Source organism: Arenibacterium sp. CAU 1754 (genome assembly GCF_054482635.1).
Window position 1 is genome coordinate 167602 of the sequence record NZ_JBTLRG010000003.1, and the last position, 12352, is coordinate 179953.

At 61.4% G+C, this 12352-nt stretch carries 12 protein-coding genes; 9 read left to right on the forward strand and 3 right to left on the reverse strand.

Features of this window, described 5'->3' with window-relative positions:
- Nucleotides 1-35: 35 nt before the first annotated feature.
- Nucleotides 36-602 carry a helix-turn-helix domain-containing protein gene (locus tag ACXYMO_RS13520; protein WP_458879244.1) on the reverse strand — a complete coding sequence of 189 codons (567 nt, stop codon included), beginning with the start codon at nt 600-602 and terminating at the stop codon, nt 36-38.
- A gap of 127 nt (nt 603-729) precedes the next feature.
- On the opposite strand from ACXYMO_RS13520, the gene ACXYMO_RS13525 reads away from it, so the two are divergent.
- Nucleotides 730-1905, forward strand: coding sequence for an acetyl-CoA C-acyltransferase family protein (locus ACXYMO_RS13525; RefSeq protein WP_458879245.1), 1176 nt, complete (start codon nt 730-732; stop codon nt 1903-1905).
- Nucleotides 1906-2281: 376 nt separating this feature from the next.
- Here ACXYMO_RS13525 and ubiB read toward each other — a convergent pair whose 3' ends face one another.
- Complete coding sequence (ubiB, locus tag ACXYMO_RS13530; protein ID WP_458879246.1) at nt 2282-3814, reverse strand: 2-polyprenylphenol 6-hydroxylase; 1533 nt, start codon at nt 3812-3814, stop codon at nt 2282-2284.
- Between the two features lies 1 nt (nt 3815).
- A complete protein-coding gene (gene ubiE, locus ACXYMO_RS13535; RefSeq protein ID WP_458879247.1) occupies nt 3816-4568 on the reverse strand; it encodes a bifunctional demethylmenaquinone methyltransferase/2-methoxy-6-polyprenyl-1,4-benzoquinol methylase UbiE in 753 nt (250 codons plus the stop codon).
- Nucleotides 4569-4653: 85 nt separating this feature from the next.
- On the opposite strand from ubiE, the gene mutM reads away from it, so the two are divergent.
- The 8 genes from mutM to ACXYMO_RS13575 all read left to right on the forward strand — a co-directional run bounded on the left by mutM (nt 4654) and on the right by ACXYMO_RS13575 (nt 12329).
- Nucleotides 4654-5505, forward strand: coding sequence for a bifunctional DNA-formamidopyrimidine glycosylase/DNA-(apurinic or apyrimidinic site) lyase (mutM, locus tag ACXYMO_RS13540; RefSeq protein WP_458879248.1), 852 nt, complete (start codon nt 4654-4656; stop codon nt 5503-5505).
- 65 nt (nt 5506-5570) lie between these two features.
- Complete coding sequence (locus ACXYMO_RS13545) at nt 5571-6347, forward strand: enoyl-CoA hydratase (RefSeq protein ID WP_458879249.1); 777 nt, start codon at nt 5571-5573, stop codon at nt 6345-6347.
- 225 nt (nt 6348-6572) lie between these two features.
- On the forward strand, nt 6573-6836 hold the full coding sequence (gene rpsT, locus ACXYMO_RS13550) for a 30S ribosomal protein S20 (protein WP_458879250.1): 264 nt from the start codon (nt 6573-6575) through the stop codon (nt 6834-6836).
- A 549-nt stretch (nt 6837-7385) separates the two neighbouring features.
- The gene (gene dnaA / locus ACXYMO_RS13555) at nt 7386-8771 is read left to right on the forward strand and encodes a chromosomal replication initiator protein DnaA (protein WP_458879251.1); all 1386 of its coding nucleotides are present in this window, start codon (nt 7386-7388) and stop codon (nt 8769-8771) included.
- Nucleotides 8772-8992: 221 nt separating this feature from the next.
- Nucleotides 8993-10111, forward strand: coding sequence for a DNA polymerase III subunit beta (dnaN, locus tag ACXYMO_RS13560; protein WP_458879252.1), 1119 nt, complete (start codon nt 8993-8995; stop codon nt 10109-10111).
- A gap of 63 nt (nt 10112-10174) precedes the next feature.
- Nucleotides 10175-11281 carry a DNA replication/repair protein RecF gene (gene recF / locus ACXYMO_RS13565; protein ID WP_458879253.1) on the forward strand — a complete coding sequence of 369 codons (1107 nt, stop codon included), beginning with the start codon at nt 10175-10177 and terminating at the stop codon, nt 11279-11281.
- Entirely contained in the window at nt 11278-11712 is a 435-nt protein-coding gene (locus ACXYMO_RS13570) for a VOC family protein (RefSeq protein WP_458879254.1), read from the forward strand. The genes recF and ACXYMO_RS13570 overlap by 4 nt, the downstream gene beginning before the upstream one ends.
- Nucleotides 11709-12329: a LysE family translocator gene (locus ACXYMO_RS13575; RefSeq protein WP_458879255.1), complete on the forward strand. Its 621-nt coding sequence runs from the start codon at nt 11709-11711 to the stop codon at nt 12327-12329. The genes ACXYMO_RS13570 and ACXYMO_RS13575 overlap by 4 nt, the downstream gene beginning before the upstream one ends.
- Nucleotides 12330-12352: the final 23 nt, after the last annotated feature.

Sequence of the window (12352 nt, forward strand, 5' to 3'; positions counted from 1 at the left end):
CGCGTTTCACGGAACAATTTCCGTGATGTCGGAAATCAGGGCGTTTTCACCACGAGGAACGCACGCGCCGGGCCATCGGGGGCGGAAATCGCGTGGTCCGTGTCGGCGCCATAGCGCGCGGTGTCCCCGGTTGAGAGCCGTTCCGTCACCGCGCCGGACCGAACAACCAATGCCCCGTCGATCACGGTAAGCTGCTCGCTGGTGCCGCGGCTGTGGGGTTGGCTGTTCAGCGTGCCGCCCTTGGAAAAGGTCAGTTCGTAAATCTCGTGATGCCCAGCCTCTTCGGGCGGCGACAGGATGCGGATGCGGCACCCGTCGCCCATATTATCGATACTCGGGGCCTCGTCCGCGCGCAGCACGTCAATCTGGGCGGCAGCGGTATTTTCCTCAAGCAAGCCGGCGAAATCGACCTGCAGGGCGCGCGTCAGGTTCCAGAGCGTCGATATGGTCGGGCTGCTTTCGCCGCGTTCGATCTGGCTGACCATGGATCGGGACACGCCCGACAGGTTTGCGACCGCCTCCAGCGACAGGCCCTTGGCGCGGCGCGCCTCTTTCAGGCGGGCGGGAAGAAGCGTCAGGATATCATCGGTTTCGTCCGTCATAACGGAGTGATGCGGCGCATGGGGCCGTCTTGTCAATAAAGCGAGGCGAAGTGACGTGGTGTTTGCGCTGGAATCCGGCCTGCCCGCTGCGCATAGTCAGGCATCAATTGATTCCGGGGGAGATACCATGACCGATATTGTCATTCTGGACGGTGCCCGCACCGCCATCGGCACCTTTGGTGGCGCATTGGCCAGCACCGCACCCATTGATCTGGCCACCGTCGCCAGTGAGGCCGCGCTGGAGCGGTCGGGCGTCGAAGGGCGCCAGATCGGCCATGTTGTGTTCGGCCATGTCATCAACACCGAACCGCGTGACATGTACCTCAGCCGTGTGGCCGCGATGCAGGCGGGTGTGCCGGAAAGCACCCCGGCGATGAACGTGAACCGGCTGTGCGGGTCGGGCGCGCAGGCGATCGTTTCGGCGGTTCAGTCGCTGATGCTGGGCGATGCGGATTTCGCGCTGGCAGGCGGGGCCGAAAGCATGTCGCGCAGCCCCTTTATCGTTCCGGCCCAGCGCTGGGGCCAGAAGATGGGCGATGCTGCAACGCTCGACATGATGCTGGGCGCGCTGAACTGCCCCTTTGGCACCGGGCACATGGGGGTCACGGCCGAGAACGTGGCCAGCGAACATCAGGTCACCCGCGAACAGCAGGACGCCTTTGCGATGGTCAGCCAGACCCGCGCCGCGGCCGCCATCGAGGCGGGGTATTTTGACAGCCAGATCGCTCCGGTGCAGGTCAAGGTGCGTCGCGACATGGTCGATTTCAAAACCGACGAACACCCCAAGGCCACCACGGCCGAGGCTTTGGCCGGTCTGCGCCCCGTGTTCAAAAAGGACGGATCGGTCACCGCCGGGAATGCCAGCGGCATCAATGACGGCGCCGCCGCTATCGTTCTGGCCACGGCGGACGCCGCCGAAAAGGCGGGCCTGAAACCCAAGGCGCGTATCCTTGGCTATGCCCATGCCGGTGTGCGCCCCGAGGTGATGGGCATCGGCCCGGTGCCTGCGGTGCAGAACCTTCTGAAAAGGACCGGCCTGTCGGTTGGCGATTTCGACGTGATCGAAAGCAACGAGGCTTTTGCCTCACAGGCGCTGGCCGTGAACAAGGAACTGGGTCTGGATCCGGCCAAGGTAAACCCCAACGGCGGCGCCATCGCACTGGGCCATCCGGTGGGTGCCACGGGTGCGATCATCACCCTGAAGGCGCTGTATGAATTGGAGCGCACCGGCGGCAAAAAGGGCCTGATAACCATGTGCATCGGCGGCGGTCAGGGCATCGCGCTGGCGATTGAACTGCTGTAGCAAGCGTAGCCTGAAAGACAGAAAGCCCGTCGCGTCCTGCGGCGGGCTTTTTCACGTACGACTTTTCAGCAATTTTCGCAGTTCCGCTTTGAGCCCAATTTGACCGATGCCAATTTCCCAAAAATGCGCGGAACAAGGCCGAAGGCCGCCGCGCATCGCCTGGCCGCCCCCCGGCACGGCGATTTGTTGAAGATAGCGCAATGCTCAGACGTTACAGGCAAACACGGACCATAAAGCGCGCCGCTCAGCCGGTGGATCGCCGCCCCGCGGCCCGTCGTTGCGCGGCTCAGCGCGGGATGTTCAAACGGCAGTTTGTCCGCAAAGCAGACCCTCATCGCTTTCCTGTTTCTTGATCAAATTGCTTTTCAGAACTTTTTTACATCAACCGCTCTAACAGCAGAGCAACCGCCGCGCCAAGGACTGTGCCTGCCAACAGCGCAAGCGCGACAAGGCCCCAGCGTGACGTGCTCTGAACGGGTTGCGGGTTGGCCTGTTTGATCAGGGCCGACTGGACAAGACCCGGCAAACGCGGGCCGAACCGCGCCATCACCAGCGCCGTTTTGGCCAGATCAGACGCCACGGCGCGGGGGCCGATGGATTGCTTGATGTAATCCTCGACCACCGGGCGGGCGACCTCCCAGATGTTGATATGGGGGTTCAGCGACCGCGCGACGCCCTCGACCACAACCATAGTGCGCTGCAGCAGAATAAGTTCGGTCCGGGTTTCCATGCCAAAGCGTTCCGTCACCTCGAACAGGTAGGTCAGCAAACGGCCCATCGAAATATGGGTCGCGTCCATGCCAAAGATCGGCTCGCCCACAGCGCGCAGGGCGCGGGCGAATTCATCCACATCCTGATGGGCGGGGACATATCCGGCCTCGAAATGCACCTCGGCCACGCGCTTGTAGTCGCGCCGGATAAAGCCGAACAGGATCTCGGCATAGACCCGCCGCGTGTATTCATCGATATGGCCCATGATCCCGAAATCATAGGCGATGATATCCCCGTTCGGGGCGACCTTGAGGTTCCCCTGATGCATGTCCGCGTGGAAAAACCCATCGCGCAGCGCATGGAGCAGGAACAGACGCAACACACGTTCCCCCAGCGCCTGCCGGTCATGACCGGCGGCATCAATCGCACCGTTGTCGCCCAGCGTTACCCCATCGGCCCAGCCCAAGGTCATCACCCGGCGGGCCGAATAATTCCACTTGATCGGGGGCAGCTGGAACCCGGCGTCATCCTTGGTGTTTGCCGAAAATTCGGACGCCGCCGCGCTTTCCAGTCGCAAATCCAGTTCGCCGCGCACGACCCCGTCGAAATGCTCGACAACCTCCATCGGGCGCAGACGCCGTGCGCCGGGGGCAAAGCGTTCGATCACGCGGGCGGCGAAATAAAAGGCGTCGATATCCTTGCGAAACGCACGCTCGATCCCCGGGCGCAACACCTTGACGGCGACCTCCTCGCCAGTGTCGGCCAGCCGCGCCTTGTGCACCTGCGCGATCGAGGCCGCGGCGATCGGTTCGCTGAATTCCGAGAAGATTTCCGTTACCGGACGGCCCAGTTCCTTTTCGACCTCGGCCTTGGACAGGGCGGTCGCGAAAGGCGGCAGTTTGTCCTGAAGAACGCGCAGTTGCACGGCGAGATCATCGCCGACCAGATCGGGGCGGGTCGAAAGCACCTGACCGAACTTGATATAGGCCGGGCCAAGTGCGGTTAGCGCGCGTGTGGCGGGGGGCATCGACGGATCGCCCTTGTACCCCAACCACATGAACGGCTTTCCCAGCGCACGCGCCACAAACCGCAACAACGGCGGCGCGTCATAGGCATCGAGCACCACGTTCATCGCGCCCGTGCGCTCCAGCGTGGCCCCCGTGCGGACAAGGCGGATCAGGTTGTGGGGTCCGCGCATCTCAGATTTTCCAACCCGAATGCAGCGCGGCGATACCCATGCTCAGATTGCGGTATTTGGCCTGTTCGAAACCCGCGGTGCGCACCATGCCGAGGAATGTTTCCTGATCCGGAAAGTTGCGAATCGATTCGACCAGGTACTGGTAACTGTCTCGGTCCCCGGCGATCATTTGGCCCATCCGCGGGATCACGTTGAAACTGTAAAGGTCATAGAGTTTCTGCATGCCGTCGTTCGGCAACTGGCTGAACTCCAGAACCATCAGGCGGCCACCGGGTTTCAGAACGCGATACGCCTCGTTCAGGGCCTCTTGCGGGCGGGTTACGTTCCGGATGCCGAAACTGATGGTGTAGACATCGAATTTATTGTCCTCGAACGGCAGGGCCATCGCATCGCCGACCACCCAATCCAGGCTGTCGCCCATCTGTTCTGCCTCGGCACGCTTGCGCCCTTCGATCAGCATCGGTTCGGTCAGGTCCAGAACGGTTGCATGCCCCTGCCCTGCGCGTTTCAGGAACCGGAACGAAATGTCGCCGGTGCCACCGGCCACATCCAACAGGCGCTGACCGGGGCGCGGGGCCAGCCAATCCATCATCGCATCTTTCCAGACGCGGTGGATGCCCACGCTCATCACATCGTTCATGATGTCGTATTTGCTGGCCACCGAATTGAACACGCCCTGCACGCGACCGGCCTTTTCGGTTTCGGGGATGGTTTCGCGCCCGAAATGCGTGGTTTTGCTGAAATCGTCCGTCATGAAGCCTTGTCGCCTTGCAGTTTCGCCCTTGTTATAGGGCGCGCGGGACCTGCACAATGCGCCCCCTTGCTAGAGAAAGATCAATATGCCCGAATTGCCAGAGGTTGAGACAGTGCGCCGCGGCCTTGCCCCCGCGATGGAGGGCGCCGTGATCGCCCGCGCCGACGTGAACCGGCCCGATTTGCGCTGGCCCTTCCCCGACCGAATGGCAGAACGGCTGACCGGCCAGCGGGTTGAGAGGCTGCGGCGGCGGTCCAAGTATATTCTGGCGGATCTGTCATCGGGCGAAACCCTGTTGATCCATCTGGGCATGTCGGGGCGGATGACCGTTTCGGGCGATCCATTGGGGCAGTTCGTGCACGACCATCCCGCACAGGAAAAACATGACCACGTGGTGTTTCACATGGACAACGGCGCGCGCATCACCTTCAACGATCCGCGCCGGTTCGGCGCGATGGACCTGATGCCAACCATGGGGGCCGAGCAGCACAAACTGCTGTCCGTTCTGGGGCCGGAACCACTGGGTAACGATTTCCACGAACAGCACCTGATCGACGCGTTCAAAGGCAGGAACACGCCGGTCAAATCGGCGCTTCTGGATCAGGGGATCGTTGCGGGTCTGGGCAATATCTATGTTTGCGAGGCGCTTTTCCGGGCACGGATATCGCCACGTCGCAAAGCCGGGAAAATTTCTGCCGCCCGCGTTGGCGACCTGGTGCCCATCATCCGGCAGGTGCTGTCCGAGGCGATCGAAGCGGGGGGATCATCCCTGCGCGATTTCCGCCAAGCCGATGGAGAATTGGGATATTTCCAGCATTCCTTTGACGTCTACGGACGCGAAGGCGCCCCCTGCCGCACCCCGGATTGTCGCGGATCGGTGACGCGAATCGTTCAATCGGGTCGATCGTCCTTCTACTGTGCGCAATGCCAAAGATAACTTGAACCATGTGGCGCGCGTGGTAAGGACTCTGTCCTGAAACGGAACAATCGAAAGAACAACTCATGGCCTTTGAGACGATTAACGTCGAAGTAGAAGACCACGTATCCCTGATCAAGCTGAACCGGCCCGACGCGCTGAACGCGCTGAACACGCAGCTTCTGGGTGAATTGTGCCAGGCCCTGGAAGAGGCTGACGCGAACGACAAGGTGCGCTGCATTGTCATCACCGGGTCGGACAAGGCATTTGCCGCCGGGGCCGACATCAAAGAGATGTCGAGCATGAATTTCGTCGATGTCTATTCGACCAACCTCTTTGCCGAGGCCAGCAACCGCATCATCGCCATCCGCAAGCCGATCATCGCCGCCGTTGCAGGCTATGCGCTGGGCGGGGGCTGTGAACTGGCCATGGCCTGTGATTTCATCATCGCCGCCGATACGGCCAAGTTCGGCCAGCCCGAAATCAACCTGGGCGTCATTGCCGGCATGGGCGGCACCCAGCGCCTGACCCGGTTTGCGGGCAAGTCGAAATCGATGGACATGAACCTGACCGGACGCTTCATGCCCGCAGACGAGGCCGAGCGCGCCGGGCTGGTCAGCCGTGTGGTTCCGGCCAAGAAGCTGATGGAAGAGGCGATGGGCGCGGCCCAGAAGATTGCCGAAAAATCGATGCCAACGCTGATGGCCGCGAAAGAATCGGTCAACCGCAGCTATGAAACCACCCTGAACGAAGGTCTGCTGTTTGAACGCCGCGTGTTCCATTCGATGTTCGCGACCGAAGACCAGAAGGAAGGCATGGCCGCCTTCCTTGAAAAGCGCCAGCCACAGTTCCGCGACAAGTAAGTCAACGTCGGGTCCGCAGATGCGCGGGCCCGACCCGGCGCCCGATTTCGATGTCGGGACGCAGAGGGTGATTTAAGTCTTTCCTTCCTGGGGATTCTCACCTATATGCCGCCGCTAAATGCGCGTGATGCCCGCTCTGGCAGGAATCGACCGGTTCAAGAACCCGGTGTCGGGACATTGTGCGTTTTCTGTATTCAACTGACCCGAGACAAGGGAACCTAGATCATGGCCAATTCGCCCCAGTCCAAAAAACGCGCACGTCAGAACGAGAAACGTTTTGCTGTAAACAAAGCCCGTCGTTCGCGTATCCGCACCCACCTGCGCAAAGTCGAAGAAGCGATCGCTTCGGGGGACAAGGACGCCGCAATCTCGGCCCTGCGCACAGCCCAGCCCGAACTGATGCGCGGCGTCACCAAAGGGGTGATGCACAAAAACACCGCCTCGCGCAAAATGTCCCGCCTGTCGGCCCGGGTCAAAGCACTGGGCTAATCCCCCGCCGGTTTATTTCGAAAACCGAACAAAGTTAAGGCGTTGCCATGGGCGACGCCTTTTTTGTCGTTTCGGGTGGGGCGTGTCTTTCCAGTGCGGTCAGAGATTCTTTGCATCAAAAAACTGAGTCAACCCCAACAGTTTCGTTGCCGCTGCGCACCCGAAATTGCTACGACTGTTCCAGCGATTCACTCGCTTGGGGGGACAGGCCGCTTCCGGAAATTTCTGACTGGCTTCAGAAAACACCGGCGGCGTATGTTGATGGATGGGCCGGGCGGCCACTCTGTCGACCAGCTGCAATTTACCGGCCAAATGCCGGGTCGCGGCCCTGTTCATATACGCATACGCGCCTGCAGCGCGCTGACTCTGTGACGTCCGTTTCGGGCGAAGGGCTCAGCTGTGTCTGACGACGGGTTTGTGTCCTTTGGGATGGCACACCGATTCACTCGATCGGTGGCAGTCTATCTATGTGTGAATCCGCACGGGTTTGACCCCGAATAACATAGATATAGGCAATAATGCCGACTACTGGGATGCGTGAGGCGCTGGATGACACAAGAGAAATGGGGACAACTCAGACAAAGGCTGCTCAAGACTGTCGGGCAGAACAACTATACCACCTGGATCGAGCCTCTCGAATTTTCGGACCTGCAGGACGGTATCGCAGTCTTTGAAGTCCCGACGAATTTCATGGGCAACTATGTCAGCCAGAATTTCGCAGATCTGATTCTGTATGAACTGAACACATCCGGTGAGTCGGTTCAGCGCGTTGTATTCCAGGTGCCCGCCAACACCCCTGCCCGTCCGAAAAAAAGCACCCCTGCCAAAACCGCAACACCGCAAGAGCCGACGCCTCAACCGGCATCGCGGTCCGCAGAGGATGTGGCCTCGGAATTGCAGGCTGCGCCTCTGGACCCGCGGTTCACCTTTGACAGCTTTGTCGTGGGCAAGCCAAACGAACTGGCCCATGCCGCCGCCCGCCGGGTGAGCGAAGGCGGACCGGTCACGTTCAACCCGCTGGTTCTTTATGGGGGTGTCGGTCTGGGTAAAACGCACCTGATGCACGCCATCGCGTGGGAACTGCGCTCCCGCAAGCCGGATCTCAACGTACTGTACCTATCTGCCGAACAGTTCATGTACCGGTTCGTGCAGGCGCTGCGCGAACGCAAGATGATGGATTTCAAACACCTGTTCCGCTCGGTCGATGTGCTGATGGTCGATGACGTTCAGTTCATCGCCGGCAAGGACAGCACACAGGAAGAATTCTTTCACACCTTCAATGCTCTGGTAGACCAGAACAAGCAGATCATCATTTCGGCCGACCGCGCCCCGGGTGAAATCAAGGATCTGGAAGAGCGGGTGAAATCGCGCCTGCAATGCGGTCTGGTCGTTGACCTGCACCCGACCGATTACGAACTGCGTCTCGGCATCCTGCAATCCAAGGTCGACAAATATCGCAAGACCTATCCGGGTCTGGAAATCGCCGATGGTGTTCTGGAATTCCTGGCGCACCGCATTTCGACCAACGTGCGCGTTTTGGAAGGGGCGCTGACCCGCCTGTTCGCCTTTGCCTCGCTTGTGGGTCGTGAGATCGACATGGAACTGACCCAGGATTGCCTGGCCGACGTTCTGCGCGCCTCGGAGCGCAAGATCACCGTCGAGGAGATTCAGCGCAAGGTATCGGATTACTACAACATCCGCCTGAGCGACATCATCGGGCCCAAGCGGTTGCGGTCGTATGCGCGCCCGCGCCAGGTGGCGATGTACCTGTGCAAGCAACTGACAAGCCGGTCGCTGCCGGAAATCGGGCGTCGCTTTGGCGGGCGCGATCATACCACCGTCATGCATGGCGTGCGCCGCATCGAAGAGCTCAAGGTGTCGGACGGGCAGATCGCGGAAGATGTGGAAATGCTGCGCCGGGCGCTTGAGGCCTGAACACAGGCTGCCAGTAAAGTATTCCAAGGCCCCGATCCGGTTTCGGGGCCTTTTTTACGCTTTGGCCATATTGGCCTGTCCTCAGGTCGGTTAAAGCCGCTATTAAACCCGCCACCCCCTTGACGCACCAAGGTTTCCAGCCGAGAAATCCTTTAAACACTTGTGCCACCGGCCCAAACGGTTAATTTGCCGGTCCCGGCGTATGCAGAGGATCGAAGGACATGAAGATCAGTATCGAACGCGGCACGTTGCTCAAGGCCGTGTCACAGGCGCAGTCGGTTGTGGAGCGCCGCAACACGATCCCGATACTGGCCAATGTGCTGATCGAGGCCGAAGGCGACAGTGTCCAGTTCCGTGCCACCGACCTTGATATCGAAGTCGTCGACAAGGCCCCGGCCCAGGTCGAGCGCGCAGGCGCGACCACCGTGGCCGCAACGACGCTCCATGAAATCGTGCGCAAACTGCCCGACGGGGCGCTGGTCACGCTGACCGCGGACAGCGCTGCTGGGCGCCTGACGGTCGAGGCGGGTCGGTCAAACTTCTCGCTCGCCACGCTGCCGAAAGAAGATTTCCCGGTCATGGCAAGCTCGGAATACGAGGCGAATTTCTCGGCCAATGCCAAGGTTCTGCGCCGGTTGTTCGACAAGTCGAAATTCGCCATTTCGACCGAAGAGACCCGGTATTACCTGAACGGCGTCTACATGCATGTGTCGGACTCCGAAGGTGGCAAAGTCCTGCGCTGCGTGGCCACCGACGGCCATCGTCTGGCCCGGATCGACGCGGACCTGCCCGAAGGGGCCGACGGCATGCCCAGCGTGATCATTCCGCGCAAGACCGTGGGCGAGTTGCGCAAACTTCTGGAAGATGACGACATGTCAATCGCGGTGTCGGTCTCGGAAACCAAGGTCCGCTTTGCCACACCCGACATCACCCTGACCTCCAAGGTGATCGACGGCACCTTCCCCGATTACACCCGCGTGATCCCGCAGGGCAACACCCGCCGCCTGGAAGTGGACGCAAGCGAATTTGCCCAGGCCGTTGATCGTGTGGCCACCGTTTCGTCGGAACGGTCCCGCGCCGTGAAGCTGCAGCTGGACGAAGACCGCCTGATCCTGTCGGTGAACGCCCCCGACAGCGGCGCGGCCGAGGAAGAGCTGGCCGTCGCCTATAACGATGAACGGCTCGAAATCGGGTTCAACGCGAAATACCTGCTGGAAATCGCCAGCCAGGTGGACCGTGAAAACGCCGTGTTCATGTTCAACTCGGCCGGTGATCCGACGCTGATGCGCGAAGGCAATGATCAGAGCGCGGTTTACGTCGTAATGCCGATGCGGGTCTGATCCGGGCCTTGAGGCACGGACTGCGGAACGCACATTCATTGACCTGTCAGGACGGGGGCCGGGATGCTGGCGCTGAGTGAACTGACCCTGTCGCATTTCCGATCGTACAAGGTGGCCCGCTTGGCCACCGATCCCCGCCCCGTGGCCATTTACGGGCCCAATGGCGCGGGCAAAACCAACATCCTTGAGGCCGTTTCGCTGTTTTCGCCCGGTCGCGGCATGCGCCGTGCCAGTGCCGAGGACATGACCCGCCGCCCCGAGGCGCTGGGCTGGAAACTGACGGGCGTGGTGCAGTCGCTGGACCGCGTGCACGAGATCGAAATCTGGTCCGAAGGCGGCGCCGCCCGGCAGGTGCGGATTGACGGAAAATCCGCCAGCCAACTGGCGTTGGGCCGCATTGCACGGGTGCTGTGGCTGATCCCGTCGATGGACCGGCTGTGGATCGAAGGGGCCGAGGGACGCCGGCGGTTTCTGGACCGCATGGTTCTGAGCTTTGATCCCAACCACGCCGAAGCGACGCTGACCTATGAAAAGGCGATGCGCGAACGCAACCGGTTGCTTAAGGATCAGGTGCGCGATGCCCATTGGTACAGCGCGCTAGAGGCGCAGATGGCCACCGCGGGGCATCGCATCGACCGCGCCCGACATGAGGCGCTGGCGCTGATCGCCGCCGCGCAACAGGCTGCGGAAACCGCGTTTCCGGTGGCCGATCTGGACCTGATGCAAAGCGAAGGCGAGATGCCCGAAACCGAGGATGATCTGCGCGAAGCCCTGACCGAAAGCCGGTTTCGCGATCTGGCGGCCGGGCGCACCTTGGTGGGGCCGCACCGCACCGACCTTTTTGGCGTTTACGCGGCCAAGGGCGTACCGGCCCGCGACTGTTCAACGGGGGAACAAAAGGCATTGCTGGTGTCGCTGATCCTGGCCAATGCGCGCGCGCTGGCCGATCAGATCGGCGCGCCCCCGATCCTGCTGCTGGACGAGATTTCGGCCCATCTGGACGCCGACAGGCGCGTCGCGCTGTATGATGAAATCTGCGCGCTGAAGGCACAGGCGTGGATGACCGGGACAGGACCCGAATTGTTTGCCGAACTGGGCGATCGCGCCCAGTATCTGACAGTCACCGAAGACAGCGGCATCAGCCGCGTGGAACAAGGACCCGGCCAATGACCCCCCAACGCGTGACCCTGATCACCCTTGGCGTTGACGATCTGGACCGCGCGCGCGCGTTTTACGCGGCGCTCGGCTGGAAAAACGTCGGCGATCAGCCGGGGGTGGTGTTCTACCAGATGGATGGCATGGCGCTGGGTCTGTTCGGCAAGGCCGATCTGGCCAAGGATCAGGGCCGACCGGGGGCCGATCTGGGCACCGGTGCGATGACGCTGGCCCAGAACTTTGCCGACAGGGCATCGGTCGATGCGGCCTTTGCCAGGGCGATTGCCGCCGGGGCGACCGCGCTGAAAGCGCCAGAGGAGGTTTTCTGGGGCGGATACTCCGGCTATTTCGCCGATCCCGACGGCCATGTCTGGGAATTGGCGCACAACCCGTTCTGGGAGTTGTCGGAAACTGGCCGGCTGACCATCCCGACAGGCGACGAATGACCATCACGATCTGGGAACTGCTGCTGTATGCCGGGGCGGTGTTTGTCCTGTTCCTGACACCGGGGCCGGTGTGGATGGCACTGACCGCCCGCACCCTGAGCGGCGGGTTCAATGCGGCATGGCCGCTGACGCTGGGCGTGGTGGTGGGCGACATGCTGTGGCCGGTTCTGGCCATTCTGGGTGTCAGTTGGATAACCGCCGCCTCGGCTCAGATTGCGGTGGGTCTGAAGATCGTTGCCGTGATCATGTTCATCACCATGGGCCTCCTGACCATCCGCAACGCAGGGCGCACCATATCGACCGACAGCCGCTTGACACAGCCCGGAATGCTGGCAGGGTTCCTTGCAGGTCTGGTCGTCATTCTGGGCAATCCAAAGGCAGTTCTGTTTTACATGGGACTGCTGCCGGGTTTTTTTGACCTGACCCGGGTGACCGGGTGGGACATTGCCGCCATCGTCGGCGTGTCCCAGGTCGTGCCGCTGGTGGGCAATCTCGGGCTGGCGGCGCTGGTGCACCGGATACGCGGGTTTCTGTCCTCACCCACGGCGCTGAAGCGGACGAATATCGTGGCTGGCGTTCTGCTCATTCTGGTGGGATGCATCATCCCCTTTACCTGACGCAAAATATAGCGTGGGCGCGT

Bases quoted from the DNA above. Each gene is read 5' to 3' on its own strand.
- ACXYMO_RS13520 (WP_458879244.1), bottom strand. From the start codon at position 602: ATGACGGACGAAACCGATGATATCCTGACGCTTCTTCCCGCCCGCCTG.
- ACXYMO_RS13525 (WP_458879245.1), top strand. From the start codon at position 730: ATGACCGATATTGTCATTCTGGACGGTGCCCGCACCGCCATCGGCACC.
- ubiB (WP_458879246.1), bottom strand. From the start codon at position 3,814: ATGCGCGGACCCCACAACCTGATCCGCCTTGTCCGCACGGGGGCCACG.
- ubiE (WP_458879247.1), bottom strand. From the start codon at position 4,568: ATGACGGACGATTTCAGCAAAACCACGCATTTCGGGCGCGAAACCATC.
- mutM (WP_458879248.1), top strand. From the start codon at position 4,654: ATGCCCGAATTGCCAGAGGTTGAGACAGTGCGCCGCGGCCTTGCCCCC.
- ACXYMO_RS13545 (WP_458879249.1), top strand. From the start codon at position 5,571: ATGGCCTTTGAGACGATTAACGTCGAAGTAGAAGACCACGTATCCCTG.
- rpsT (WP_458879250.1), top strand. From the start codon at position 6,573: ATGGCCAATTCGCCCCAGTCCAAAAAACGCGCACGTCAGAACGAGAAA.
- dnaA (WP_458879251.1), top strand. From the start codon at position 7,386: ATGACACAAGAGAAATGGGGACAACTCAGACAAAGGCTGCTCAAGACT.
- dnaN (WP_458879252.1), top strand. From the start codon at position 8,993: ATGAAGATCAGTATCGAACGCGGCACGTTGCTCAAGGCCGTGTCACAG.
- recF (WP_458879253.1), top strand. From the start codon at position 10,175: ATGCTGGCGCTGAGTGAACTGACCCTGTCGCATTTCCGATCGTACAAG.
- ACXYMO_RS13570 (WP_458879254.1), top strand. From the start codon at position 11,278: ATGACCCCCCAACGCGTGACCCTGATCACCCTTGGCGTTGACGATCTG.
- ACXYMO_RS13575 (WP_458879255.1), top strand. From the start codon at position 11,709: ATGACCATCACGATCTGGGAACTGCTGCTGTATGCCGGGGCGGTGTTT.